At 67.8% G+C, this 24,953-nt stretch carries 25 protein-coding genes; 8 read left to right on the plus strand and 17 right to left on the minus strand.

All coding sequences use genetic code 11. From position 1 onward, the window contains the following. Window positions 1-31: 31 nt before the first annotated feature. Window positions 32-787 (plus strand): decaprenylphospho-beta-D-erythro-pentofuranosid-2-ulose 2-reductase, encoded by a 756-nt coding sequence (locus ACFQGD_RS31495; RefSeq protein ID WP_345391621.1) that lies wholly within the window; start codon window positions 32-34, stop codon window positions 785-787. 151 nt (window positions 788-938) lie between these two features. On the opposite strand, the gene ACFQGD_RS31500 is transcribed toward ACFQGD_RS31495, so the two are convergent. The 3 genes from ACFQGD_RS31500 to glf are packed head-to-tail and all read right to left on the minus strand — an operon-like array spanning window position 939 to window position 3,683. After that, window positions 939-1,862, minus strand: a complete 924-nt coding sequence (locus ACFQGD_RS31500; protein WP_345391623.1) for a decaprenyl-phosphate phosphoribosyltransferase — start codon at window positions 1,860-1,862, stop codon at window positions 939-941. Between the two features lie 11 nt (window positions 1,863-1,873). After that, complete coding sequence (locus ACFQGD_RS31505) at window positions 1,874-2,461, minus strand: phosphatase PAP2 family protein (RefSeq protein ID WP_390183415.1); 588 nt, start codon at window positions 2,459-2,461, stop codon at window positions 1,874-1,876. Next, window positions 2,454-3,683 carry a UDP-galactopyranose mutase gene (glf, locus tag ACFQGD_RS31510; RefSeq protein WP_345391625.1) on the minus strand — a complete coding sequence of 410 codons (1,230 nt, stop codon included), beginning with the start codon at window positions 3,681-3,683 and terminating at the stop codon, window positions 2,454-2,456. The genes ACFQGD_RS31505 and glf overlap by 8 nt, the downstream gene beginning before the upstream one ends. 142 nt (window positions 3,684-3,825) lie before the next feature. Here glf and ACFQGD_RS31515 point away from each other — a divergent pair, with 142 nt between their 5' ends. After that, window positions 3,826-5,808, plus strand: coding sequence for a DUF6541 family protein (locus ACFQGD_RS31515; protein ID WP_345391627.1), 1,983 nt, complete (start codon window positions 3,826-3,828; stop codon window positions 5,806-5,808). 19 nt (window positions 5,809-5,827) lie between these two features. Here the strand turns inward: ACFQGD_RS31515 and ACFQGD_RS31520 are convergent, their stop codons facing one another. Beyond that, entirely contained in the window at window positions 5,828-6,661 is an 834-nt protein-coding gene (locus ACFQGD_RS31520; protein WP_345391629.1) for an alpha/beta fold hydrolase, read from the minus strand. Between the two features lie 26 nt (window positions 6,662-6,687). Next, entirely contained in the window at window positions 6,688-7,578 is an 891-nt protein-coding gene (locus ACFQGD_RS31525; RefSeq protein WP_345391631.1) for an LLM class flavin-dependent oxidoreductase, read from the minus strand. 139 nt (window positions 7,579-7,717) lie between these two features. Here ACFQGD_RS31525 and ACFQGD_RS31530 point away from each other — a divergent pair, with 139 nt between their 5' ends. Then, entirely contained in the window at window positions 7,718-8,551 is an 834-nt protein-coding gene (locus ACFQGD_RS31530; protein ID WP_345391633.1) for an HAD family hydrolase, read from the plus strand. On the opposite strand, the gene ACFQGD_RS31535 is transcribed toward ACFQGD_RS31530, so the two are convergent. From ACFQGD_RS31535 to ACFQGD_RS31550, 4 genes are all read right to left on the minus strand, one after another. Beyond that, a complete protein-coding gene (locus ACFQGD_RS31535) occupies window positions 8,548-9,516 on the minus strand; it encodes a Gfo/Idh/MocA family protein (protein WP_345391635.1) in 969 nt (322 codons plus the stop codon). The genes ACFQGD_RS31530 and ACFQGD_RS31535 overlap by 4 nt on opposite strands. Before the next feature lies 1 nt (window position 9,517). Beyond that, window positions 9,518-10,609, minus strand: a complete 1,092-nt coding sequence (locus ACFQGD_RS31540; RefSeq protein WP_345391638.1) for a DegT/DnrJ/EryC1/StrS family aminotransferase — start codon at window positions 10,607-10,609, stop codon at window positions 9,518-9,520. Between the two features lie 84 nt (window positions 10,610-10,693). Further along, entirely contained in the window at window positions 10,694-11,422 is a 729-nt protein-coding gene (locus tag ACFQGD_RS31545; RefSeq protein WP_345391641.1) for a lysophospholipid acyltransferase family protein, read from the minus strand. Window positions 11,423-11,519: 97 nt separating this feature from the next. Next, complete coding sequence (locus ACFQGD_RS31550; RefSeq protein ID WP_345391644.1) at window positions 11,520-12,347, minus strand: SGNH/GDSL hydrolase family protein; 828 nt, start codon at window positions 12,345-12,347, stop codon at window positions 11,520-11,522. A 332-nt stretch (window positions 12,348-12,679) separates the two neighbouring features. Between ACFQGD_RS31550 and ACFQGD_RS31555 the strand changes: the two genes are divergently transcribed. Further along, window positions 12,680-14,731: a DUF6541 family protein gene (locus ACFQGD_RS31555; RefSeq protein WP_345391647.1), complete on the plus strand. Its 2,052-nt coding sequence runs from the start codon at window positions 12,680-12,682 to the stop codon at window positions 14,729-14,731. Here ACFQGD_RS31555 and ACFQGD_RS31560 read toward each other — a convergent pair. The 3 genes from ACFQGD_RS31560 to ACFQGD_RS31570 are packed head-to-tail and all read right to left on the minus strand — an operon-like array spanning window position 14,691 to window position 17,558. Continuing rightward, complete coding sequence (locus tag ACFQGD_RS31560) at window positions 14,691-15,671, minus strand: lysylphosphatidylglycerol synthase transmembrane domain-containing protein (RefSeq protein ID WP_345391650.1); 981 nt, start codon at window positions 15,669-15,671, stop codon at window positions 14,691-14,693. The two genes, ACFQGD_RS31555 and ACFQGD_RS31560, sit on opposite strands and share 41 nt — an antisense overlap. Continuing rightward, window positions 15,668-16,372 carry a UDP-N-acetylglucosamine acyltransferase gene (locus ACFQGD_RS31565; protein WP_345391653.1) on the minus strand — a complete coding sequence of 235 codons (705 nt, stop codon included), beginning with the start codon at window positions 16,370-16,372 and terminating at the stop codon, window positions 15,668-15,670. The genes ACFQGD_RS31560 and ACFQGD_RS31565 overlap by 4 nt, the downstream gene beginning before the upstream one ends. Further along, on the minus strand, window positions 16,365-17,558 hold the full coding sequence (locus ACFQGD_RS31570) for a glycosyltransferase family 4 protein (RefSeq protein WP_345391656.1): 1,194 nt from the start codon (window positions 17,556-17,558) through the stop codon (window positions 16,365-16,367). The genes ACFQGD_RS31565 and ACFQGD_RS31570 overlap by 8 nt, the downstream gene beginning before the upstream one ends. A 147-nt stretch (window positions 17,559-17,705) precedes the next feature. Here ACFQGD_RS31570 and lhgO point away from each other — a divergent pair, with 147 nt between their 5' ends. Further along, window positions 17,706-18,887 carry an L-2-hydroxyglutarate oxidase gene (lhgO, locus tag ACFQGD_RS31575; protein WP_345391659.1) on the plus strand — a complete coding sequence of 394 codons (1,182 nt, stop codon included), beginning with the start codon at window positions 17,706-17,708 and terminating at the stop codon, window positions 18,885-18,887. A 42-nt stretch (window positions 18,888-18,929) separates the two neighbouring features. On the opposite strand, the gene ACFQGD_RS31580 is transcribed toward lhgO, so the two are convergent. From ACFQGD_RS31580 to ACFQGD_RS31590, 3 genes are all read right to left on the minus strand, one after another. Further along, complete coding sequence (locus ACFQGD_RS31580; protein WP_345391663.1) at window positions 18,930-19,340, minus strand: hypothetical protein; 411 nt, start codon at window positions 19,338-19,340, stop codon at window positions 18,930-18,932. 223 nt (window positions 19,341-19,563) lie between these two features. Further along, entirely contained in the window at window positions 19,564-20,832 is a 1,269-nt protein-coding gene (serS, locus tag ACFQGD_RS31585) for a serine--tRNA ligase (protein ID WP_345391666.1), read from the minus strand. A gap of 96 nt (window positions 20,833-20,928) precedes the next feature. Then, window positions 20,929-21,846 (minus strand): haloalkane dehalogenase, encoded by a 918-nt coding sequence (locus ACFQGD_RS31590; RefSeq protein WP_345391669.1) that lies wholly within the window; start codon window positions 21,844-21,846, stop codon window positions 20,929-20,931. Window positions 21,847-21,997: 151 nt separating this feature from the next. On the opposite strand from ACFQGD_RS31590, the gene ACFQGD_RS31595 reads away from it, so the two are divergent. Together ACFQGD_RS31595 and ACFQGD_RS31600 are read left to right on the plus strand one after the other, a co-directional pair. Continuing rightward, window positions 21,998-23,143, plus strand: coding sequence for a septum formation family protein (locus ACFQGD_RS31595; RefSeq protein ID WP_345391672.1), 1,146 nt, complete (start codon window positions 21,998-22,000; stop codon window positions 23,141-23,143). A gap of 15 nt (window positions 23,144-23,158) precedes the next feature. Beyond that, window positions 23,159-23,509 (plus strand): metallopeptidase family protein, encoded by a 351-nt coding sequence (locus ACFQGD_RS31600; protein WP_345391675.1) that lies wholly within the window; start codon window positions 23,159-23,161, stop codon window positions 23,507-23,509. Between the two features lie 3 nt (window positions 23,510-23,512). Here ACFQGD_RS31600 and ACFQGD_RS31605 read toward each other — a convergent pair whose 3' ends face one another. Continuing rightward, complete coding sequence (locus tag ACFQGD_RS31605) at window positions 23,513-23,884, minus strand: DUF4232 domain-containing protein (protein ID WP_345392433.1); 372 nt, start codon at window positions 23,882-23,884, stop codon at window positions 23,513-23,515. Between ACFQGD_RS31605 and ACFQGD_RS31610 the strand changes: the two genes are divergently transcribed. After that, the gene (locus ACFQGD_RS31610; protein WP_345392484.1) at window positions 23,862-24,188 is read left to right on the plus strand and encodes a hypothetical protein; all 327 of its coding nucleotides are present in this window, start codon (window positions 23,862-23,864) and stop codon (window positions 24,186-24,188) included. The two genes, ACFQGD_RS31605 and ACFQGD_RS31610, sit on opposite strands and share 23 nt — an antisense overlap. A 79-nt stretch (window positions 24,189-24,267) precedes the next feature. Here the strand turns inward: ACFQGD_RS31610 and ACFQGD_RS31615 are convergent, their stop codons facing one another. Beyond that, window positions 24,268-24,885 (minus strand): histidine phosphatase family protein, encoded by a 618-nt coding sequence (locus ACFQGD_RS31615; protein ID WP_345391678.1) that lies wholly within the window; start codon window positions 24,883-24,885, stop codon window positions 24,268-24,270. Between the last annotated feature and the right edge of the window lie 68 nt (window positions 24,886-24,953).

The following is a 24,953-nucleotide window of genomic DNA, read 5'->3' on the forward strand; positions in this document are numbered from 1 at the left end:
GGAGCACGCGGCTGGCGGATAAGGTGGGCCCGTGATTGACGCTGTTGGCAACCCTCAATCGCTGCTACTGCTTGGCGGCACGTCCGACATCGCGCTGGCCATCGCCGAACGCTACGCCGCGCGACGTCCGCTGCGCGTCGTGCTCGCCGCGCGCCCGTCCGAACGGCGTACGGCCGCGGCGAAACGGCTGTCGGACGCGGGTAACGACGTCGTCGAGCTGGACTTCGACGCAACCGATACCGACTCGCACCCCACCGCGATCGCGGAGGCGTTCGCTGGCGGGGACATCGACGTCTCGGTCGTCGCGTTCGGGCTGCTGGGCGACCCGGAGGAAGCGTGGCAGGACCACGCGACGGCGGTCCAGCTCGCCACGGTGAACTACACGGCCGCGGTTTCCGCTGGTGTGGCGTTGGCCGAGCGACTAAAGCAGCAGGGCCATGGCTCGGTGATCGCGCTGTCGTCGGTGGCGGGCGAGCGGGTGCGCCGGTCGAACTTCGTGTACGGCTCGACCAAGGCCGGGTTCGACGGCTTTTACCTGGGGCTCGGCGAGGCGCTCGCCCCGCACGGCGTGCGCGTGTCCGTCGTCCGGCCCGGCTTCGTGCGGACCAAGATGACCGACGGTCTCGACGCCGCCCCGCTCGCCGTGTCGGCCGAGCAGGTAGCGGAAGTCGCCGTGGACGCCGCCACGAAGGGCAAGGAGTTGGTCTGGGCGCCGCCGCCGATGCGCTTCGTGATGTCGGCGCTGCGCCACATCCCTCGTCCACTGTTCCGCAAGTTGCCGATCTAACGAGGCGGAGCCTTCGACGCCGTTGTCGAGCGCTAGCGGCCACCTTCCTGGGTTGTTGCGCGCGAAACCGGACGAAACCGGACACGGATCTGTCACAACCCCAGGAGGCCAGCGGAGCACAACGCGCGGCGACGTGCGCCGTAACCCACCCTCAGAAGTAGAACGCCCCGATCAGCGTCACAACCCAGCCGAGGCCAAGCACCTGTAGGACTCGGTCGTTGAGGGCGATCTCCTCCGGCTCGCCGGCATTGCCGCCATCGACGTCGACGGCGTAGCGGAGGATCGCGACGACGAACGGCACCATCGAGACGACGGCCCACACGGTGCCGTCGGTCTCTTGGCGGATCTCGAACGCCCACAGGCAGTACGCCATGATCACTATCGCGGCCGACGCCGCCCAGACGAACCGCAGGTAGCTGGCGGAGTACTTCTTCAACGATGACCGGATCTTCGCGCCGGTGCGCTCGAACAGCACGATCTCGGCGTAGCGCTTGCCGGACACCATGAACAGCGAGCCGAACGCCGTGACCAGCAGGAACCACTGCGACAGTTCGATACCAGCCGCCGCACCGCCCGCGATAGCACGCATCAGGAACCCGGACGCCACGATGCACAAATCGACCACTGGCTGATGCTTCCAGCCGAAGCAGTAGCCGACCTGCACCGCGGCGTAGATGCCGAGGACGACAAGCAGTTCCCATCTGGTTAGCGCCCCGATCGCCATGCCAGCGGCGAAGAACACCACCGCAGCGCCGTAGGCAAGCGGGATCGGCACCACGCCCGCCGCGATCGGACGCCGGCATTTGGTCGGGTGCGCGCGGTCGGCTTCGACGTCGACCGCATCGTTGACGAGGTACACGGCTGAGGCGACCAAGGAGAACGCGACGAACGCGATCCCCGCGTCGAGCAGCACCGCCGTGTCGCCGAGCTTGCCCGCCGTGAACGGTGCGGCCAGCACCAGGACGTTCTTCACCCACTGCTTCGGCCGCGCGGTCTTGAGCAGGCCCGCTATCGCGCCCGGCGCGCCGCCCCGCGTCGCGGTCGTCGTCACCGTTTCCTCAGCGGTCTTGCTCACGTCGCACTCCTCTAACTGGGACCGGCGAGCCCGCGGCGCACTATCGCGCCAATCGCACCACCCAGTGCCGCCCCTGCCAGCACATCAGTCGGATAGTGCACACCAAGCACCAGCCTCGAAGCAAGCATCGGCGGCACCACCACCGGCACCAGGGTGCGGCCGGTCAGTTTCGAGTACACCACAGCCGCCGCTGTGGTCGACGTCGCGTGGGAGGAAGGAAAACTGAGCCTGCTCGGTGTCGCGACGCCAACCTCGACCGCGGGATCCTGCGGCCGTCGACGTCGCACCACCCGTTTGACCACGATGGACGCCGCGTGCGCACCGACAACGCTCGCCGCCGCCGTCAACCACTGCCCCCTGCGACGCCGGTCGATGGCCGCCCCAACGAGCCCGGCCGCGAACCAGCCGATGCTGTGCTCACCGAAGTGGGACAGCCCACGTGCCGCACTCATCACGGCCCGCCGCTGCCGCCCGCTCGCGCTCGGCCGAACCAGCGCCTGCTGGATCGCGACCAGCAGGGCGACCTCGGCCGCGGGAACCACCGACGTCGCTCCCGCGGAGTCGTCCGGCGAACCGGACGGGCCGGACGTGTCAGGCATCGAACGAGCCGTCGAGCGGCGCGCCATCCGTCAGGTGCGGCGCGATCTTGTTGTCGAACGCCGAGAGCGCCGACCCGATCGCCATGTGCATGTCCAGGTACTTGTACGTGCCGAGCCGACCACCGAAGAGCACGTTGCGCTCCTTGGCCTCGACCTTCGCCCGCTCGCGGTACCGCTCGAGCATGGCGCGGTCCTCCGCGGTGTTGATCGGGTAGTACGGCTCGTCGTCGTCGTTGGCGAACCGCGAGTACTCGCGGAAGATGACCGTCTTGTCCTTCGGGTAGCGGTCCTCCCGCTCCGGGTGGAAGTGCCGGAACTCGTGGATCCGGGTGAACGGCACCTCCGCGTCGTTGTAGTTGATCACCGAGGTGCCCTGGAAGTCATAGGTGTCGATGACCTCGCGCTCGAAGTCGATCGTGCGCCATCCGAGGCGGCCCTCTTCGTAGTTGAAGTAGCGGTCGACCGGGCCGGTGTAGACCGTCGGCGTACCAGCGGGGATCTGGTCACGGACGTCGAAGTAGTCGACGCCCAGCCGCAGCTCGATGTTCGGATGGTCGGCCATCCGCTCCAGCCACGCGGTGTAGCCGTCGACCGGCAGGCCCTCGTAGGTGTCGTTGAAATAACGGTTGTTGAAGTTGTAGCGAACCGGGAGCCGCGTGATGATGCTCGGGCTCAGCTCCTTCGGGTCCGTCTGCCACTGCTTAGCCGTGTAGCCCTTCACGAACGCCTCGTAGAGCGGACGGCCGATCAGCGAGACGGCCTTCTCCTCGAGGTTCTGCGCATCCTTGGTGTCGATCTCACTCGACTGTTCCGCGATGAGCTCGCGCGCCTCGTCCGGCGTGTGTGACCGGCCGAAGAACTGATTGATCAGCGCCAGGTTCATCGGGAAGGTATAGACCTGTCCCTTGTACTTGGCGAACACCCGGTGCTGATAGTCGGTGAAGTCGGTGAACTGGTTGACGTAGTCCCACACCCGCTTGTTGGAGGTGTGGAACAGGTGCGCGCCGTACTCGTGCACCTCGATACCCGTATCAGGGTCCGGCGCGGAGTACGCGTTACCGCCGATGTGCGGACGCCGTTCGAGGATGAGAACCCGCTTGTCCAGCTGGGTCGCCGCGCGCTCGGCAACGGTCAAACCGAAGAAACCGGACCCAACGACGATCAGGTCGTAACCCTCGTAAGACGCTTGAGTATCCTGGGATGCGTTCGTGTGCAAGCTCACGGGCGCAGGGTACCGGGCGGGCTCGCACCTCCCTGCCGAAGGGGCCACCTAGCGTGGCGACCGCATGGCGGTTTGGTGCATCGCCACGCGTAGCGGACAGGCCTGACATCCGCGACGTGCACCGCATCGAGGACCGAAACGCATGCCTAGCTTGGACCCACTCTGGCTGAGCGCCGCCAGCGTCGGTGCCTACCTGACCGTCTTGTTCGGCCCTGGGCTACTTCTTGGGCTCGCGGCGGGTATTCGGGGTTGGGCGCTCACCGCGATGGCGCCGTTACTCAGCTACACCGTGCTCGGCCTCTCTGGGCCTTACCTGCACGAGGTTGGTCTACCGTTCAACGTAGTCATGGCGCTCGCGGCGACACTGGTATTCACAGCGGTCGTCTTCGCGGTGCGAGTAGCCACGAACCGGACACGATTCGGCGGGTCGGCCGCCAGCTCCGCCCCCACCGCGCTGGCATGGTCCCGCAACGCACACATCGCCGTCATCGCCTGCGTCGTCGCGGCGTTCGCGGTGTCGATCATCGTGGTGGCGGGCGCGACAGGTGGCGCGCTCGACGCCGTCTTCCAGCGCTGGGACCCCGTGTTCCACGCCAACGGCATTCGCTACATCACAGAGACAGGCGACGGCGGCCTGTACGGCGTGAGCAGCGTCAACCGGTACGGGCCGCAGGGCTCGCTGTTCTACCCGAACGCCTACCACCTCGCCGGTGCTCTGGTGCAGCTCATGACAGGGGCATCCATCCCCGTGGTTCTCAACGCGATCACGATGCCACTGACAGGCATCTTCGCGTTGAGCATGGCAGCGCTGGTGCGCGAGTTCGGTGGTCGCGCGATGTTCGCTGGCGGCGCCGCGCTGCTGGCCGCGGCCATCACCTACGCCATGCACGAGTCCATCGCCAACGGTCTCGCGCCATTCGCGCTCAGCGTCGCGCTCACCCCGCTCGGCGCGATGGCGCTGCACCGGTTCCTGCGGACTCCGAACATCGCCAACGGCCTCGTCCTGCTACTCGCCGCGGCGGGACTGCTTTCCGTGCACTCCAGCGCGCTATTCGCCGCGGTCCTGCTGTCCGCCCCACTGCTGGTGCGGCGCTGGCTACGCGGCGAGGGCAAGCCCCGAGCGGACCTGCTCCGGCTCGCGCCGGTCGTCGCCGTCGGAGGCTTGCTCACGCTGCCGCACTTGCTCGGTGCGCTCAGCCACGCCAACGGCGACTACACCTACGAGCCATGGGCGTCGAACATGCCGCTGTCCGAGGCACTGTGGTCGCTGGCGCTGTTCTGGCACAACCAGGACAATCCGCAACTGCTGCTGGCGGGACTGCTGCTCATCGGCGTCATTCGGTTTCGCACGCTCGGCCCGCTGCGCTGGGTCGGGTCTGCGGCACTGCTGTTCGGCGTGTTCTGGGTGCTGGTTGCCAGCTATGGCGGCCTCGACTGGGTCGTCGCGATCTCGCGGCCCTGGTGGAACGATCGATTCCGCATCATCGCGCTCGCCGCGATCCCCCTGTGCCTGATCGCCGCGCACGGTCTCGCCGAGACACAGCGCTGGCTCGCGCGGCTCACGACGTCGAACATCATCCGCAGACATCCGCAGGGCACGACGGTAACCGGGGTGCTGGCGGCTGTCGTGCTGCTGGTCACCGTCGGTGTCGCCACGAAGGGCTTCTACGCGACCACCAACACCACGATCGTCGCGCACGCCTACCACAAGAAGCCGGAAGACAGGGCCGGGCTCGCGCAGCCGATCACGGTGAGCCAGGCCGAGCTGACGGCGATGCGGAAGATGGCGGAGTTGGCGGTGCCCGGCGAGCGCGTGCTCAACGACAGGGCGGACGGCTCGGTGTGGCTGTACGCGATCACCGGGGTGAAGTCCGTGGCGGCGCACTTCGACGACAAGGTACCGCCACCAGACGCGAAGTACCTCGCCGAACACTTCAACGAGTACGAGACCGATCCCGAGGTGCGCGCGGCCGTCGACCGGCTCAACGTCCACCACGTGTTCATCGGCTCCGGTCTCTGGCCTGGCCTCGGTCGCGCTCCCGGCCTCACGGGCCTTGCGGACGCCGACTACCTCGACGTCGTCTACCGCAACTCCGACGCGGTCATCTACCGCATCACGCGGTAACCGCCGATGGTGCCAGCCGTCAAACCCGGATGTGGCCGATCAGGGCGGACGTGAAGGCCTCGGGGTGGGTGAGATGTGGGGCGTGGCCAGCGTCGGGGAGACGGATGGTGCGCAGGAACGGTAGCCGCTCCGCCAACTCGTCCGCGACCAGCTCGTTCATCGGATGTGTCCGGTCGCCGACGAACAGCGTGATCGGGAATCGTGCCCAGGACAGCGTGGTGATGTCGATATTGTGGCCGGTTGGGTCGGTGTACTGGTCCAGCCAGGTGTGCGCGTTCGAGATCATCGTCGCGCGCTGCTCGCGGGTGAAAAGCCCATGCCAGCTGCCCTTGCCGTAGCCCACCTTCTCCGCGTATACGCGAACGCCACCGGCGGGGTTACCGTTGCGGATCAGCTCGGCGGCATGATCCAACCACACCGACACCTCGGCGCCGAGTACCTTGGCGAACGGATTGGTTCGCAGCAGCCCGTACAGCGGCGGTTCGTGCACGGCGACGCTGCGCACGGCGTCCCTGCGCATGGTCGCGGCGAGCATGGCGACCGAACCGCCGTAGCCGTGTCCGATCAGGTGCGCTGGCGCGTGAAAGACGGTGTCCACTATGGACAGCAGATCGTCGGCGTCCTGCTGGATACTGCCCTGGCCGCGCGGGGCGGTGCTGAGACTGTGGCCGCGACGGTCGTAGCAGACGACGTCAGCGTGGTCGCCGAGCTGCGGCATGACCGCCGACCAGCTGTTGTGGTCGTCGAAAGAGCCGTGCACAAGCACAACGGGCTCGCCATGCCCGCCACGCCACCAGCGAAGCATCGCGCCGTCGGATCGATCTACGTTGCCGGATACCTGTCCGCGAATCATGGTGTCTGGCGCAATGCTTGCATTGTTCACAGCTCCTGGACCTCCGCGAGTACTTCCTCTGCGATGCGCTCCAAGACCGCTTCCCGCCCGCAGTACGGGTCGGTGGCCCGCGGCCAGTGCACGACTATGTCGGTGAACCCCAGCTTCCGCGCGCGTTGCGCGGCGTCCGTGAAGGTGTCGACGCTACTCAGCGAGTACACCGGTCCCGCATCGAGACTCAGGTACCTGCGTACTCGTGCCGGGTCACGATCCGCGTCATCGAGCGCGCGGTCGAACCGCTCGCTCAGCTCGGCGACGCCGCGCCACCACTGCTCGTTGTCATCACTCGGCCATCCGGTCGTGATCCAGCCCTGCCCGTACCGTGCGGCGACCCGCAGCGAGCGTGGACCGTTGGCCGCGATGGCGAACGGCATCCTCGGCTGCTGCACGCTGCCAGGGAGGTTGCGGGAACCGGACATGCGGAAGTAGGTGCCGTCGAAGCTGTAGTTGTCCTTGATCAACGCGCCGTCGAGCGCTTCGACGAACTCCTCGAACCGTTCGGCCAGCTCCCTCGGCTGCCAGTCGGTCTCCCCCAGAATCGCGCGGTCACCAGCACCACCCTCGCTGACGCCCGCGCCGAGACCGAGCAGCAGCCTGCCGTCCGAGATGTCGTCGAGCGTGATCAGCTCTCGCATGAACGGCACCGGATGGCGGTAGTTCGGGGTGGCGACGAAGGTGCCCAGCTGGATCACTTCCGTCACCATCGCCGCTGCCGTCAACGTGGGCAGCGCGCTGAACCAGGGGCCGTCCGCGAGTGAGCGCCAGCTGAGGTGATCGTAGGTCCAGGCGTGATCGAACCCGAACTCCTCGGCGTTGCGCCACTTAGGCTCGCCGGACCACCACCTGTCTTCCGTCAAGATCACGATGCCCGCCCGCACGGCCGTTACCGTATCGCCTTCAAGTTCAGTTGTGACGGCGGCCTCGCTCTGAGGCGGAAATTTGCGGAGATCGGGCGGTTTGGCTAGCCCGGTTGGCGCAATCCGACAAACCACGTCCGGCATCGGGGACAATGGGAGGGTGGATAGGCCCGACTTGATCGCATCGGACGTCGACGGCACGCTGCTGACGCCGCTGGAACGAATGAGCAGGCGAACGCTCGACGTGCTCGGCCGCGTGCACGGCGCCGAGGTGCCGTTCGTCCTCGTCAGCGGCAGACCGCCACGCTGGATCCCGCCGGTCGCGTCACAAGGAGACATCACCGGCTACGCGGTGTGCGCCAACGGCGCCGCACTCTACGACATCGGCTCGGACAAGGTACTGAGCGTGCGTGGGTTGGACGTCGTCACACTGCACGACGTCGCCGATGCCGTGCTCACCGCGCTCCCCGAAGCGCATCTCGCGGCGGAGCGGGTCGGCGAGACCGCACACGATCAGAGCGTGCCGCAGTTCGTGGCCGAGCCGGAGTTTCGCAACCCGTGGGACGGCGCGTCCCCGCCACACGGCGAGGGCGAGAGCGAGCCGGTGAGCAGGGCGGCGGTGCTCGGCAGGAAGGCCATCAAACTGCTCGTCAGCAACGGTGGGATGACGTCGGATGAGATGGCGCATGCCGCCAGGGAGATGCTCGGTGCCGCCGTCGACATCACGTACTCCACCAACGCCGGGCTGATCGAGATCTCCGCGCCGAACGTCACCAAGGCGAGTGGGCTCGCGGAGGTTGCCGAACTGGCCGACGTCGCCCAGCGAGACATCATCGCGTTCGGTGACATGCCCAACGACGTCGAAATGCTGCGCTGGGCCGGCCACGGCGTCGCGATGGCGAACGGGCACCCCGTCGTCCTGGCGTCGGCTGACGAGATCGCGGCACCGAATACCGAGGACGGCGTCGCACAGGTGCTCGAGCGCTGGTTCTAGCGCCGCGCTGTCGCCAGCAGTTCCTCCGCCGTACGCAGCGTGTTCAGTCCTTCTCGCAGGCTCACGACGTCGGACGACACCCCGAGCACGGCGTCGCGGAACTTCTCGATCTCGACCCGCAACGGCTCTCGCTTCTTGATCGCGAACCGCGTGACATCACCCTCGGAGACGCCCCGGAACGTCGCGATCGACATCCAGTCGGTGTTGAGCACACCGTTGGCGTAAAAGGTGAGGTCGGCGGTGAGCGTGTCCGCGACGAACGCGCCGGTGTCGCCGGTGACGACGGTGACTCGCTCCTTCATCGGGGACAGCCAGTTCACCAAGTGGTTGGTGATCGTGCCGTTGGCCAGCCGCCCAGTGGCGGCGACCATGTCCTCGTGCGGCCTGCCCGACCGGTTCGTCACCTGCGCCGCGACGGAAGCGTAGTCAGATTTCGCCAGCCACGCGGTGAGGTCGATGTCGTGCGTCGCGAGGTCCTTGACGACGCCGACGTCGGCGATGCGCGCCGGGAACGGTCCCTGCCTGCGGGTGGCGATCTGGTAGATGTCACCAAGCTCGCCCGCCGCCATCCGCTCCCGCAGCGACTGCAACGCGGGGTTGTAGCGCTCGATGTGACCGACGGCGCCGAGGACTTCGTTCCTGGTGAACGCGTCGACCACGCGCTGACCGGCCTCGACGCTGTGGGCGATCGGCTTCTCGATCAACGTGGGGATGCCCGCCTCGGCTAGCGCGATCGCGACCTCCTCATGCAGCGCGGTCGGGACGGCGCAGACCGCCATGTCGAGGCCGACGTCGATCAGCTCCTCGACCGACCCGAGCACCGGCAGCGCGCCCGCCACACCGTGCGGATCGCCGGTCGCGTCGGCGACGGCGGCCAGCATGAGCCCGTCGACCTCACGCAGCACCCGTGCGTGGTGCTTGCCCATCATGCCGAGGCCGATCAGCCCCGCACGCAGCTCTGCCATCTCATGCACCTGCCTTGGCCAGCGTGTTGACCGCCGTGACGATGCGCTCGCGGTCCTCGTCGTCCAACGCGGGATGCACGGGCAGCGAAAGCACGGTGGCGGCCGCCCGCGCCGTGTTGGGGAGGTCCGCCGTGCGCGCGAACGACGGCAGCTCGTGGTTCGGGGTCGGGTAATACACGCCGGCGCCGATCTGGTGCTCGTCGCGCAGGGCGTCGACAAAGCCGTCGCGGTCCTCGGGCACGGTGATCGTGTACTGGTGGTAGACGTGCTCGGCGCCGTCCGCCACGGCGGGGATGCCGACGCCGTCGAGCGCGGCGTCGAAGTACCGCGCGTTGGCCTGCCGCTGCCGGGTCCACTCGGCGAGCCGGGTCAGCTGCACCCTGCCTATCGCGGCGTGCAGGTCAGTCATCCGCGCGTTGAAGCCGACGACCTCGTTTTCATACTGCCGCCGCATGCCCTGGTTGCGCAGCAGCCGGAGCTGACGCTCGACGTCGACGTCTGCCGTGGACACCATGCCGCCCTCGCCAGACGTCATATTCTTGGTCGGGTAGAGGCTGAACACCCCGAACGAGCCGAACGTGCCGACCGGCTGTCCGTCCAGTCGCGCGCCGTGCGCCTGCGCGGCGTCCTCGAACACGGCGAGCCCCTGCCGTTTGGCAAGCGCACGCAACGCGGGCATGTTCGCGGGGTGCCCGTAGAGGTGCACCGGCATGATGCCCGCCGTCCGCTCGGTCACGAGGCTGGCGACGTGGTCCGGGTCGAGGCAGTAGTGCGCGAGCTCGATGTCCGCGAACACGGGGGTCGCGCCGGTCAGCGCGACGGCGTTGGCGGTGGCGGCGAAGGTGAAGGACGGCACGATGACCTCGTCGCCCGGCCCGACGCCGGCGGCGAGCAAGCCGAGGTGCAGCCCCGCTGTGCCGGAGTTGACGGCGATCACCGGCCTGCCGTCGAGCAGGACATCGCTGAACTCCCGCTCGAACTCGGCGACTTCGGCGCCCTGCGCGAGCATGCCGGAGCGCAGCACGGCATCGACGGCGTCGCGCTCGGCATCACCGATGATCGGCTTCGCCGCCGGGATGAAGTCCTTGCTCACGCGGCCCCCGCAAGTCCTTGGTGACGTGACCGCTTCACCCTATTCGTATGCCGGACGCCACCGACGTCCCGCTCCCGGGCGTGACTACCGCTCGTTGTCCATCGCGGCGGCTTCCTCCGGGGTCGGCGCGGTGCCGCCGAGATGCGCGGGCAGCCACCACGGGTCCTCTCCGGCCGCCGGCGAGTCCGGGTAGTCGGCCTGCACCTTGTCGAGCAGGTGCTGCATCCGTTCCCGCAGGTCGGTGGTGACCTTGTCGACGTCGCCCTCCTCAGGGTGGAACGCCTCACCAGCCAGGATCGAAACCGGCACGTGTCGCTGCGTGAGGTTCTTCGGGCGGCCCTTCGTCCACAGCCGCTGCGTGCCCCACACCGCCATCGGCACTACCGGCACCCCAGCGTCAGCCGCCATCCGTACCGAGCCCGATTTCAGCCCCTTCACGGTGAACGACCGGCTGATCGTGGCCTCGGGGAACACGCCGACGACCTCGCCGGACCGCAGCCGCTCGACCGCCTCGTCGTAGGACGCCTTACCAGCGGCACGGTCCACCGAGATGTGCCGCATGCCGCGCATCAGCGGCCCGGCGATGCGGTTCTCGAACACCTCGCGTTTGGCCATGAACCGCACCAGCCGATCGGCGGGAAGCGCGCCCAGCCCACAGAAGATGAAGTCGAGGTAGCTCACGTGCGTACACGCGATCACCGCACCGCCATGTCGCGGCACGTGCTCCGTACCGTCGATGTCGAGCTTGAGATCAAGCACGCGGAACATGGTCTTGCACGCCGCGATGACCGGCGGGTACACGAGTTCTGCCATGCCGCTAGGTTACGCGAGCGTAGGTTCAGTGGCGTTATGCCACCGCCCACACCTGGCCCGGCACGGCGCGGGGAACGGCGGTTGCCGCGGGTACAGCTCACTGCACGGTTGGCACCGGCACCGGCTCCGCGACCTGCTCGGACACCCGCGGCGTGTACCCGAGCCGCTGCCCCTTCCGGTTCGGGTGGTACGACTCCAAGATCGGGTAGGACAGCCCGTTCAGCCACTCGACGTCGTCGCACACCGCATGGCCGGTGAATTCCTTGCGCACATCGACGTACTCGATGCCGCCCGCTCGCGCGCTCGCCTCGATTGTCCTGGCGAGCCGGTCGGCCGACTTGTTCAACTCACGCTGCTCACCCGAACTGATCCGCGCGCCCGCGTTGCACTGCTCACCATTGAACAGGCGTGGGTAGCCGACCGCTACGACCCGTGCCTGCGGCGCGCGGGCGACGATGTCGGCGTAGAGCCGGTCGAGCCTGCCAGGCAGGACGTCGCGGATGATGCGATTCGCCTCGTCGATCTCGTCCCAGCAGGTGTAGGGCCACGGCCGTGCGCAAGCGGTAAGCACGGAGGCGAACCCGATGTCGTTGCCGCCGACTTGCACGGTGACGTACTCGGTATCGCTCCCGAGGCTGCCGAGTTGCTTCCCGCGCACATCGGCCACCCGTGAGCCGGAACAGGCGGCGAATGTCAGCGCGGCACCGATCTTGGACGCGACGCGCACGGGGTAGGCGTGCGGCGAGCGGTAGCAGTCGCCGCTGTCCTCGTAGTACGCCCTGGTACCGACGCCGGACGCGTAGGAGTCACCGAGCGCCGTGTATCTCACCGGCTCCGCCGTGCCCTGCCCCGGCAGGACGAACAGCGACCCGATCGCCGCCGTCACCGCGAGGGCCAACTGAACAACGCGTCGATGTGTGCCCATATCGGCCCCCTGTAACGGCGTGCCGTGCCGGTAGATACCAATCCGCCCGGAAGTAACCCGGACTGACCGAGCAAGCGAGTGTGCCTGTCGACTTACTTCCGGCCTGCTTGGCATGCGCAGCGCTTACTCAGCGTGCACCCGTGATCGCGGCGAGGCAATCGTCCGAACGCTTGACAGCGGCTTTACACGCGGCGGCGAGTTTCACCCTTTCGTGCGGAGGCATTCGACATTGCTGGCATCCGTCCGCAGTCTTGGGCTAAATGGCGTAATACCGCGTCCTTATAGGCGCATCGCATGGCGGCCAGACGCACTACTACCCCGACGGAGCTGCGTTGCCGATCGCACTAAACCCCGGCATGGCCGTGGCGACCATCGCGTTGACATGCCTGATGGTGATCGTCCCCGGCCTGCTCGCCGCGGCCGCCCTCGGCGTGCGCGGTTGGCTGCTCGCCGCGAGCGCGCCGCTGGTCACTTACGCCGTGGTCGGCATCGCCGGTCCCTGGTTAGCGATCGCGGGCGTGCCATTCACCGTGGCGACATTCGTGCTGGCCACCCTCGTGACCGTCGCGGCCTGCGCTGGGGTCCGGCTGCCGCACCGCGGACGAGCCGCGCTGTTCCGCCTAGGCAAAGACGACGTCGGCTCACCGTGGCAACGGGGCGCGCACCTCTCCGTCCTCGGCTGCGTCGTGACCGCGGCGGCGCTCGGCGGCTACACGGTGCTCAACGGCATGGGAAACCTGGCGACCATCCCGCAGGACTGGGACGCCGCTTTCCATGCCAACGGCATCCGCTACATCGCTGAGACGCACGACAGCAGCCTGCACGGCATGGGGTCGCTGAATAAGTACGGCGATGGCACCGCGCTGTTCTACCCGAACGCCTACCACCTCATCGGTGCGTTGGTGTACCAGCTCAGCGGCGTCTCGGTCGCGACCGTGCTCAATGCCCACACGGTGCTGCTACCGGGGCTGCTCGCGCTGGCGTTGATCGCGATGATCCGGGAGTTTCACGGCAGGGCGGTGTTCGCTGGATTCGCCGCCTTGCTCGCCATCGCACCAGTGACCTTGCTCTACGCCTCCCTTGAGCGTGGGCCGCTGCTGACGTTCCTTGAGGGGCTCGCCCTGTTGCCGGTCGGTATCGCGGTGCTGCGACGACTGTTGACCCGCCGAGACGTCGTCGCGGCCGCTCTCGCCGTACTCGTACTGATTGGCCTGCTAGCCATCCACCCGTCGACGCTTTTCACCGGGCTCGTGTTCGGGATTCCGCTGCTGGCGCAGCACTGGCTTACCGCACGACCGCATGGCACCCGGACACGCCTTGTCGGCGGCGACCTACTGACGCTCGGGGGCGTCGTAGTGACGGCGGCGCTGCTGGCAGCGCCGCACCTGGTCGGCGCGGCGACCCGGCCCTCCCCCGGCGGCCCGGTCACCTGGCCCGTCGAACTAGACATCCAAAGCGCTGTCGGGGCGCTGCTGGTGTTCCAGCACGATCAGCCGCTGCCGCGGCTCTGGCTCTGCGCAGCACTCGTGCTCGGTGTGATGTTCATGCGCAGGCTCGGCGAGTTGCGGTGGCTCGGCGCGACCGCGCTGCTGGCGAGCGCCGCATGGGTCGCCGTCGCGACATCGGACGCGCCGATAGTCATCGCGCTCAGCCAACCGCTGTGGAACGACCCGTGGCGGTTCATGGCGCTGGCGGCGCTGCCGCTGACGATGCTCGCCGCCCACGGGATGGCCGAGGCGCAGGCGGTAGCGCGCCCGGTGATCGCGCGAGTGGTCGACCGGCTCACGTCACGTATTCGGCGTGGCATCGACATCCCACGTACCTGGGTCGCTGGCGGCGTCGCGCTCACCATGATCGCGGGCTTCGCGTGGGTAACCGGGTTGTTCTACACCGGGCCGAACACCGCCGTCGTCCACAAGGGTTTCGACATGGATAGCAGCGAGCGCGTCAGCACGGCGGAAGTGGCGGCCATGCGTAAGCTCGGCGAGCTAGCCGCGCCTGGTGAGTGGGCGATGAACGACCGGTTCGACGGCACGGTGTGGACGTACGCGATCAGCGGCGTGCGGACCGTCGCGGCGCACTACGACAAGCGACGCATCGCCACCGAGGCGCGGTTGCTCTCGCGGCGGTTCAACCACTTCGACGACGACCCAGACGTGCGGGCGGCCGCCGCCGAACTCAACGTGCGCTGGGTGATCATCGGCAAGCGCGGCTTCGTCAGGGACGGGAAGCACCGGACCGCCGGTCTCACCGGGCACGCCGCCCTACCGTTCCTGACGAAAGTCTACGAGAACGAGGGCGCGGTGATCTACCGCGTGGACTCCACGACCAGCGGGTACGAGTTCACCTCGGCGCGGCCGCGCGCAGCGTCGACCGGGCGGTGATCGCCGCGCCGCCCGCGGTGATCAGATCGGCGACCAGGAACATCACGCGGGACACGGCGGCGAACGCGAGCGCTTCCACCTGACCGATGCCAGCCGCGACCAGCACCGCGACGATCACCACCTCCCGCGCGCCAGCGCCTGCCGGGAAGATGAACGCGACTGTTCCTGCCGTCATCGCCAGCGCCATCGCACCCACGCACAGGGCGAGCCCGGTCCAGCCGGGCGCGCCGACAGAGTTCGCCAGCAGCCACAGGTGCAGGCCGTGCAGCACCTTCGCGACGCCGGACGCGCCGAGTGACTTGCCGACCATCGCGCCGCTGAGGGTGTGCTCCAGTGCGGGCTTGCGCAGCAGCCGCAGCACCAACGACGTCCCCCACGTCAGCACGCGCGGATGCAGCGCGACCAGCCCGATCGGGATGAGCGCGAGCATCCACCGGGCGTTCGGGCTGGTGTCGAAGATGACCGGCAGCGCGATCAGCCCGGCGACCATCGCGGACACCATGATCACGCCGAGGTGCACCAGCGACGCCACGAACACCCTCGCCCGCGCGAGCCCGGCCTGCTTGCCCAGTTCCATCTGGAGCAGATAGCCCCACACCGAGCCGGGCACGTACTTTCCGAGCTGCCCGACCAGGAAGATCTGCGAGCTGCGGCGGTAGCCGACCGGCGCGCCGAGGTGGTCGATGATCACCTGCCAGCCGTAGACGGTCGCCGCGAGCGAAGCGATCACCATGACCTGCGACAGCACGGCCGATTCCCACGGGATGTCGCCGAGCGTGGTCCAGAACTCCGTCCAGTGCTGGCTGAGCTGGTGAATGGCGAAGCCGACGACGACGGCGATGGCAAGCCACCGCAGGCCGTTGACGACCTGGGTCCTGGTGACAGAGATCTGCCGCTGTCTCGGGGTCGTGCCCTCCGATGTGGTCGGTGGCTCTGTCATCTCGCCTCCCACTTCCGCACCAGTGCGCTCAGTTCGGCGGGCACGCCATTGACGTCCCATGGCCTTTGCTCCCTGATGCACGACGCCAGCCGGTCGATCACGTCGTCGGGCACCCCGCCGCGGGACAACCCCACGGAATTGACCCCAGTGACACGAGCGGGCACGCCGACGCTGACGCTGAACGGGCCGACGGCGCCGCGCACGGCCGCGCCCATGCCGACCATCGCGCCCGGCCCGATCGCCCCGCCCTGGTGCACGGTCACCCCGAGCCCGAGGTTGGCCAGCGTCCACACCTCGCTGTGCCCGCCGACGACGACATTCGATCCGAGGGTGACGTCGTCACCGATCACGCAGTCGTGAGCGACGTGGCTGCCGCGCAGGAAGTAGCCGTTGCTGCCGATGTCCGTGCGGCGCTCGATGCCTTGGTGCGCGCTGAAGTACTCGCGGATGCGGTTGCCGTCGCCGATGGCGACGCCGTGGCCGTCGACGTCCGGGTCGCCGGTCAGCTCGCCCTCCCAGGAGGCTGGGTGCGACGCGGCTCGATGCGACGCCGGGGTGCCGATCGTGACGTGTGGCCCGATCCAGTTGCCGGAGCCGATGGTCACGGGACCAACGATGACCGCGAACGGGCCGATCACGTTGTCGTCGCCAAGCGAGACCCCTTCGCCGATGATGGCGCTGGGGTGGATGCTGTTACCCACGCGATCGCCTCGCCGCGAGATCGGTCAGCACCTCGATGTGCTTGTCGATGATCGCCGACATCGTGAAGTGCTTGTCCACGATCGACGCGCCCTCGGCCGCCATGCGCCGTGACTCCTCCGGGTTGCGGATGGCCTCGACCAGCCGTTCCGCGACCGGGCCCGGCGAGTTCTTCGGCACGAGGTGCATGTGGACCCGGTCGATGGTCTTGATGTCACCGAAGTGGTCTTCCTCGATCGCCGCGACCTGCGGCACGCCAGCTGCGAGCGTTTCGAGGCAGGCGGTACCGAAGCCGATGCCCTGGAGGCTGTGGCACTCGACGTCGGCGGCGGCCAGGTAGTGCGGAACGTCGGCCTTCGGTACGGCGCCGGTCGTGATGACAGCGTCGCGGACGCCCAGCTCCTCGGCGCGACGCAGGAAGGCGTCGTAGTAGATGCCACCGACGACGACCAGCTTCGCGTCCGGCAGTTCCGCGAGCACCCGCGGCATCGCCTCGACCAGCGTGACCCGGTCCCGCAGCGGGATGACATGCCCGACGGACAGGATCAGCGGCGCGTCCCCGATCCCCAGCCGCTCGCGGACGTACGTCGAGTCGCCGCCGCGCGTCCACTCCGGGTCGAGACCGACCGGGATGTCGACGGTGCCGGACACGCCGCGGGCGTACCTGCGCTTGATGTAGTCGTCCATCAGCGAGTCCATGACGACGTGCACCGGCTTATAGCGGCGCAAGATCGGCGCGACGAGGCAGGCGTCCAGGGTGCTGAACACCGCCTGGTACATCGGCTTCGGGCTCTCCAGCCTGGTGTGCACGCTGAGCAGCACGGGGACGTCGTTGCGCCGCGCCCACATGCCCGAAGCCCACGTCAGGTCGAAGAACTGGCCGTGCTGGTGGATCACGTCCGGCCCGAAGTCCCCGAGCAGCTCACGCAGCCTGCGGGGCAGTGACGGGCGGGTCGCGAAGGTGATGTCGAAGTTGACGGCGAGCTTCGTCTTCGGTAGCCGCGCCGCGGGCAGCCGCACGATCCGGACGCCGTCGACGTCTTCCTCCGCGGGCGCGCCGGGGTACTCGGCGGTGATGACCAGCACCTCGTGGCCTCGCGCGGCGTAGCCCTTGGCTAGCGACTCGGCCATGTGCGCGCTGCCGCCGACCCGTGGCGGGTAGAAGTTGTTGACGACGGCGATCCTCATCCGCGCTCCGAATCTCCTCGATTGCGGTTCTGTCCGGTAAAAGACCAGGTTGACGATATGTGGCGTGGTTACACGGACCACACGCGGGTAGCCACGCCCGCCACACGGGTCGAACCAGCCCGGCCGTGCGCTATAGGCTGCGATGCCGTGCGCACCATCGCAGTGATCGGCGGCGGGATCATCGGTCTCGCGGTCGCGCGTGAACTCACACGACGTGGCAACCAGGTCACCGTCCTGGAGAAGGAAGGCCGGCTCGCCACACACCAGACCGGCAACAACTCCAACGTCGCGCACGCTGGCTTGTACTACCCACCAGGATCGTTCAAAGCGCGCATGTCCGTCGCGGGAAATCAGTCGATCGTGCGATACGCGCGCGAGCATGGGGTGGCCGTCGACGTCTGCGGCAAGCTGGTCGTGGCGACATCCGACGCCGAACTGCCCGCGCTGCATCGCCTCGCGGAACGGGCGACGGCCAACGGCGTCCCGGCGAAGCTGATCGACCCCGGCGAGGCGCGGGAGTACGAACCGGAGGTGGCGTGTGTCAAGGCGCTGCGCGTTGAGTCCACCGCCGTCGTCGACTTCCCCGGTGTGTGCGGCGCGCTGGCGGCGGAACTGGCAGAGTCCGGCACCGACGTCCGGCTCGGCACGCGCGTGCTCGCGATCAACCGGCGTGTGGCTGGTGGAGTCGATGTGCACACGTCATCCGGCCTCGTGAGGGCGGACGCGCTGGTCAACTGCGCTGGGTTGCACGCGGACCGGATCGCCCGGCTGGCAGGGCTCGCGCCACGTACGCAAATCGTGCCGTTCCGCGGCGAGTACTACGAACTGCGGCCAGAGCGCACGAAGCTGGTGCGCGGGCTGATCTATCCGGTGCCCGATCCGGCGTTGCCGTTCCTTGGCGTGCACCTGACGCGGATGCTGGACGGCTCGGTGCACGCTGGACCGAACGCGGTGCTCGCGCTACACCGCGAGGGCTACCGCTGGCGCGACGTCAGCGTCCGCGACACCGCTGAGGCCCTGCGGTTTCCCGGGACGTGGCAGCTGGCGTCACGGTTCCGCCGCACCGCAGTCGAGGAGATACTGCGGTCGCTATCCCGTCGCCGGTTCGCCGCGAGCTTAGCGCGCCTGGTGCCCACGATCGGACCGGACGACATCGTACGGTGCGGGTCAGGCGTCAGAGCGCAGGCGCTGCACCCCGACGGCACGCTGGTCGAGGACTTCCTCATCGAGCGGGCGCCGTATCAGGTGCACGTCCTCAACGCGCCGTCCCCGGCAGCCACCTGTGCCCTGGAGATCGCGGGCCACATCGCGTCAACGCTGGACACCTGAGCCCCGCCGAGTCCCAGACTTTCGGTGCCGCCAGTCCCGCGATCAGCCAAGGACCGCGACGAACGTGCCAGAGATATGGATGGTGCCGAACGATACGTGGAACTGGCCGTGAGCGGTGCCGCTCAGGAAAGACGAACCGCTGAATGTGCCGGTCAGAGTGGTGCCCGACGTCTCAGCATCCGACCTGCCAAGCCCCTTGAGCTTGAGCTTCATCTTACCCTTGCCGTTGCCGTGCAGCTTGATCTTCCCGGAGAACGGCCCGCTCACCGCGCCGAGGTGACTGTTGCCGTGGCAGTGTCCAGACAGCTTGTGGTGGTGCAACTGGTAGTGGCACATCAAGTGCGTGCCCGCGGTCGGCCCGGCGGGTGCGGCGCTTGCGGAGGGGACCAGCCCCGCCAACGCGAGGACAAGCGCGCCGAGCAATGCGGTCAGAGTGCGGTTGACGTTTCGCATGGCTGCCTCCGGGCTCGTGAGCTGCGGAAATCGATTTATCGAGTACCGCAAGACTAAGTCCCACAAGCCCGTCCGGTTGCCTCAAATCCGCAACTTGCACTCCGTAGGGTTAGATGACCACTCCTGTGTGTGACGACGCATTTCGTCGAGCGTCGCGTGTATCGCGTTCGCGATGCGATGGCTAGCTCTCGTTCCGCTGGCTGCGTTGAAACGGGTACGTCCTTCAGCCCGCGACGGGCTCGATCACCTCGCGACCGCCGAGGAACGAGCGCATCGCCTCGGGCACGCGGACCGAGCCGTCGGCCTGTTGGTGGTTCTCCAGGATCGCCACGATCCACCGCGTCGTGGCGAGCGTGCCGTTGAGGGTCGCCGCGACCTGCGGTTTGCCGTCATCGTCGCGGTAGCGGATACCGAGCCTGCGAGCCTGGAACGTCGTGCAGTTCGACGTCGATGTGAGCTCGCGGTACGCCTGCTGCGTCGGGACCCACGCCTCGCAGTCGAACTTGCGCGCCGCCGACGTGCCGAGGTCGCCGCCCGCCGTGTCGATCACGCGGTAAGGCACCTCGATCTTGGCCAGCATCTCCTCTTCCCAACTGAGCAGCTTGGCGTGCTCCGCCTCGGCGTCCTCGGGGCGGGAATAGACGAACATCTCGACCTTGTCGAACTGGTGCACGCGGATGATGCCGCGCGTGTCCTTGCCGTACGAGCCCGCCTCGCGGCGGAAGCAGGATGACCAGCCCGCGTAGCGCAGCGGCCCGCCGGAGAGGTCCAAGATCTCGTCGGAGTGGTACCCGGCGAGCGACACCTCCGACGTGCCGACCAGATACAGGTCGTCGGCCTCCAGCCGGTACACCTCGGCCGAGTGCGAGCCGAGGAAGCCTGTGCCCTGCATGACTTCCGGGCGCACCAACACCGGCGGGATCATCAGCTGGAAACCGTTCTCAACGGCTTGCGCCGCCGCCATGTTCAGCAGCGCGAGCTGGAGCTGCGCACCGATGCCGGTCAGGAAGTAGAACCGCGCACCGGACACCTTAGCGCCGCGCTCCATGTCGAGGGCGCCAATGCGCTGGCCGATCTCCAAGTGGTCGGACGGGGTGAAGTCGAACTCAGCGGGCGTGCCGACGTGCTTGAGGACCTCGTAGTCCTCCTCGCCACCCGCCGGCGCGTCGGGATGGACGAGGTTCGGCACGCTCTGGTGCAGCTCGTTGAACTCCTCCGACGCCTGGGCCTGCTCGGCCTCCGCGGCCTTGACCTCGGCGGCCAGTTCCTTGCCCCGCGCGAGCAGCCGCTCGCGCTCCTCACCCTGCGCCTTGCCAATCTGCTTGCCGAGCTGCTTCTGCTCGGCGCGCAACGTGTCAGCGCGGGAGATGGCGGATCGCCTGCGCTGGTCCAGGTCGAGCAACTTGTCGACAACGCCCTCGTCCTCGCCGCGGTTACGCTGCGAGGCGCGCACGAGGTCAGGGTCTTCGCGCAGGATCCTGGGGTCAATCATGGCTGTTCAGCCTAGAACCCCGGTCATCGCCCGCGTGTGCGACCCCGGCAGGTGCCTCGCCACGACGTCGCGCCTGCCGGAGTACGCACGCTCAGCTCACCGCGGCGTCGCCCGCACGAACGCCACGATCTCCTCCGCGAGCTGCTCGCCAGCGTCTTCCTGCAGGAAGTGACCCGCCTCGGTGATGGTCGGGTGTTCCCTGCCTGCGGCACCGGCCATCGCGCGCTGCAGGATCGGCCCCATCGGCCCCGTGATCGGGTCGCTGTCGGAGAACGCGCACAGGAAAGGCTTGTCCAGCTCACTCAACGTCTGCCACGCCGCCCGGTTGGCCTCGGTCGCCGGATCGTCGGTGCTGGTCGGTACCAGCGTTGGCATCGCGCGTGCTCCGGCCTTGTAGGACTCCTCGGGGAACGGCGCGTCGTAGGCCGCGGTGACGCCGTCAGCCACCGACCTGCGGCAGCCAGATGCCACGAACCGCCCGATGTCCAGCTTCTCCGCCTTCTCGACCGCCTCGCGGAACGTCCACCAGACGTCGGGCATCGGGTGATCACCGGTGGGCAGTCCGGTGTTAGCCGCGACGACTCGCGCGAACCGGTCCGGGTTCTCCGCCACGAGACGTAAGCCGATCAACCCACCCCAGTCCTGACCAACGAGCGTGACGTCTCGCAGATCGAGGGCGTCGAACGCGAGCGAGCGCACCCAGTCGACATGGCGGGCGTAGGTGTGGTCGCTGACCTCGGTTGGTTTGTCCGAGCGGCCGAACCCGACCAGGTCCGGCGCGATCGCCCGCAGGCCCGCGTCGGCGAGCACCGGCATCATCTTCCTATACAAGAACGACCATGTCGGCTCACCGTGCAGCAGCAGGATGGGTTCGCCGTCGGCTGGCCCAGCCTCGACGTAGGCCATGCGGATCATCCGATCACTTTCGGGATCGGCGACCTCGGCATAGCGCGGTTCGTAGTCGAAGTCTGGCAGGCCGGTGAAGCACTCGTCAGGTGTCCGAAGGATGCGCATGAACGCACCCTAAACCCTCACCGCACAAGATTGAGCCCCCTTCGCGTCAGCGGCCAGCGGGTGGAACCATCGCCCGCGAGTGGCTCCACTCGCGGGCAAGAACCGGGCTTCCAGGCCGCCCCCACCGTCACCTCAGGCATCATGAGACGTGATGTCGACAACGATCACCCGGTTTCTCGCCTTGGGCACGGCCTCAGGCGCTCGCTACCTGATGGCGGGCGCCGTGCTCGGCGCGATCCTCGCGTTGTCGCTGAACATGGCGCTGTCCTCCGCCGAGCCGCGAACACCCGCCGCTCCCGTCCCGGTGGGCGGCGGCATGCCCGCGACCGACGGGGAGACGAAATCGCCCTACGACGTCCCGGTCGGCACGTGCCTGAACTGGACCGAAGCCGACGGCAGCGACATGACCGCCGTCGACTGTGACGAAGCGCACGTCTTCGAGGTCACCGAGATCATCCAGGTCGGCAACGACTTCCCGGAGAACGCCGAGCGTCCCAGCGTCGAGAGGTGGCGCGAGATCGCGACCAAGCGATGTGAGGACGGCGTCGAAGAGTATCTGGGTGACCCACTCGATCCTGAGGGCAAGTACTCGATCACCGCCTTGCTACCCAACCAGGCCGAATGGGACAGCGGCGACCGAACGCTGCGCTGCGGGCTATGGCGGATCGGGCCGGGCGGATCGCTGCAAGCCACGACCGGCTCGGCGAAGGAGCAGAGCCAGTCAGACATCTGGGCCAAGGGGACGTGTCTCGATCTGCGGGACAAGTCGGTCGGCGATCCGGTGCCGTGCGACCGACCGCACTCCTACGAGATCATCGCGATCATCAAGCTGAGTAATCACTTCGAGAAGGGCTACCCCCCGGAGAAGAAGCAGAACGCCTTGCTCGACAAGGTGTGCAACAAGCGCATCCAGCACTACACGGGCGGCATCAATCTGAAGAAGAAGAACCTGATCGCGACATGGGACACCAGAACCAAAGCGAGTTGGAAGGCAGGGTCGGTCTACGTCAACTGCAAGGTGGCCAGGCTGCTGAAAGACGAGTCAGGACTGGCCCCCATCACCGACAGCATCGCGAAGACACCACCCGAGAAGAAGTCCGATTCAGCCAACGATGACGGCGGCTCCGATGGTGGCTCTGGCGATGGCAAGGACACCGAGGATGCCAACGACGGTTCGGGGGGCGACGGCAGCGATACCAGTGGAGACGGCGCAGGCGAGGAAGGTTCCGACGATAGTGACGGACAGGCCGCTGGCGGTGGCGGCGAGAACGCGCCCGACACGCCAGCAGGTAACTGACGCCCAGGTGCTCGCATGACGGTGTCGATGACAGAAGAGCGGTTCGAGGAGCTGGTCGCGGACGCTCTCGACGAGATCCCGCCGGAGTTCGCCGCCGCCATGGACAACGTCGTCGTCCTCGTGGAGCCATTCAACGAGGAAGAGCCGGACATCCTCGGGCTCTACCACGGTGTCGCATTGACCGAGCGCACCCACGATTACAGCGGCCAGCTACCTGACCGGATCTCGATCTACCGGGAGCCGATCCTGGCGATGTGCGAGTCCGAAGACCAAGTCGTCGACGAGGTCGCGATCACCGTGGTACACGAGATCGCGCACCATTTCGGTATCGACGACGAGCGGCTGCACGAGCTCGGCTGGGCGTGATCGTCAGGCAGGGCCCTTCCCCGGCTCGATGGTCCGCACCCGCAGGTGGTGGCTGCGCAGGTCCTCGTTGGCGCATCCGGTCCGCTCGTACGGCACGAACTTCGAGTGCGTCTCCTGCGGCGGATACACCCGTAGACCACGCACCTTGGTCGGCTGGCAGTCCTCGGGGTCGTAGTTCCCAACCTGGGTGAACCCGACAGCGGCGTAGGCCGTGTCGCCTGCGGCGAGCGTCACCGCATCGCCCTTGCCGCCCTCGCGGTAGGCGGCGGCTCCGACCTGGTGGCCGTCATCGCCCGCGACGTAGGACACGCCAGGGAAGCCCTGGATCTCGCACGATTCGCCACTGACGTTCGTGAAACGCAACGAACGCCACACCGTACCGGCCGCGCCGCTCGGCGGACCGAGCGACAGGCTCAAGTCCCCCGATGTGCACAGCTCGGCGTTCCCCTGCGGCGGGCGGTTGTTCGACTCGGTGCTCGCGCCGTTCGGGGACGACGGCGTGGTCGTGGCGTTCGGTTCCGACGGCGACGTCGTGGTGGCGCTTGGTGAGTTCGTGGCCGACGTCGTCTCTCGCGCACCGACGGATGGTTGCTCGGCGTCGCCGCATCCCACCAGTACCGCGGCCGTCATCGCGACCGCGCAGGTGCCGAACAGGCCGGAGCGTCGTGCCCGTCGGTGAGCCATCCTGTGTCCTCCCCTGAACGGGTTACCGCGTGCTGTCCTAGGGACGCCTCACACACGGCGGAGGTTGCGTGCGATCACATGTCTACGCCTGCCCAGGAATGACAGTGCCAGCCGCCGCCGTCGCTCGCCTCCAACACGATGGCGCCGGTGTTGGGGATCAGCCCCGCGTCAGCGAGGTTCGGCGGCACGTTGTCCGCGAGCAGTTCGGCACACAATCGCATGGCGGCGCCGTGACTGACGACGACCACGGTGCCGTGCGGGTGTTCCTGCTCGTGCTTGGCGCGAATCTGCGCGATCGCAGCACGGAAGCGCTCCGCGACGTCGTGCCCGCTCTCCCCTCCCGGCATCGCCAGGTGCAACTCGCCCCGTGTCCACGGGTGGAAGACATCCGCGAACGCGGTGATGGCGTCGGTGTCGCCGCGATCTTCAAGATCACCGACGAAGACTTCCTGCAGCCCGTCGACGACCCGGACGTCGAGAGCATGGCGGGCGGCGAGCGGCGCGGCCGTCTGTTGCGCGCGGATCGCGACGGAGGCGTACACGCCGACGATGTGGGCATCGGCGAGTTGATCGGCTAGCGCGTCAGCCTGCTGCCTGCCGAGTTCGGTCAGCGGCGGGCCTGGCATCTTGGTGTTGAGTGTCCGCAACACGTTCGCCGTGCTTTGCGCGTGCCTGACCAGCTGTAGCTTCACTACGACGTCCCATACCCTCGCTCCTGTCCCCGACCGATTACCACTGTGCCGTAACTCGGCTCTGTTAG

It is taken from the genome of Haloechinothrix salitolerans (assembly GCF_042662605.1).
GTDB classification, from domain to species: domain Bacteria; phylum Actinomycetota; class Actinomycetes; order Mycobacteriales; family Pseudonocardiaceae; genus Haloechinothrix_A; species Haloechinothrix_A salitolerans.

Bases quoted from the DNA above. Each gene is read 5' to 3' on its own strand.
- ACFQGD_RS31580 (WP_345391663.1), bottom strand. From the start codon at position 19,340: ATGCGAAACGTCAACCGCACTCTGACCGCATTGCTCGGCGCGCTTGTC.
- ACFQGD_RS31505 (WP_390183415.1), bottom strand. From the start codon at position 2,461: ATGCCTGACACGTCCGGCCCGTCCGGTTCGCCGGACGACTCCGCGGGA.
- ACFQGD_RS31570 (WP_345391656.1), bottom strand. From the start codon at position 17,558: ATGAGGATCGCCGTCGTCAACAACTTCTACCCGCCACGGGTCGGCGGC.
- ACFQGD_RS31520 (WP_345391629.1), bottom strand. From the start codon at position 6,661: ATGATTCGCGGACAGGTATCCGGCAACGTAGATCGATCCGACGGCGCG.
- ACFQGD_RS31560 (WP_345391650.1), bottom strand. From the start codon at position 15,671: ATGACAGAGCCACCGACCACATCGGAGGGCACGACCCCGAGACAGCGG.
- ACFQGD_RS31590 (WP_345391669.1), bottom strand. From the start codon at position 21,846: ATGCGCATCCTTCGGACACCTGACGAGTGCTTCACCGGCCTGCCAGAC.
- ACFQGD_RS31515 (WP_345391627.1), top strand. From the start codon at position 3,826: ATGCCTAGCTTGGACCCACTCTGGCTGAGCGCCGCCAGCGTCGGTGCC.
- ACFQGD_RS31600 (WP_345391675.1), top strand. From the start codon at position 23,159: ATGACGGTGTCGATGACAGAAGAGCGGTTCGAGGAGCTGGTCGCGGAC.
- ACFQGD_RS31550 (WP_345391644.1), bottom strand. From the start codon at position 12,347: ATGGGCACACATCGACGCGTTGTTCAGTTGGCCCTCGCGGTGACGGCG.
- ACFQGD_RS31595 (WP_345391672.1), top strand. From the start codon at position 21,998: ATGTCGACAACGATCACCCGGTTTCTCGCCTTGGGCACGGCCTCAGGC.
- ACFQGD_RS31535 (WP_345391635.1), bottom strand. From the start codon at position 9,516: ATGGCAGAGCTGCGTGCGGGGCTGATCGGCCTCGGCATGATGGGCAAG.
- serS (WP_345391666.1), bottom strand. From the start codon at position 20,832: ATGATTGACCCCAGGATCCTGCGCGAAGACCCTGACCTCGTGCGCGCC.
- ACFQGD_RS31545 (WP_345391641.1), bottom strand. From the start codon at position 11,422: ATGGCAGAACTCGTGTACCCGCCGGTCATCGCGGCGTGCAAGACCATG.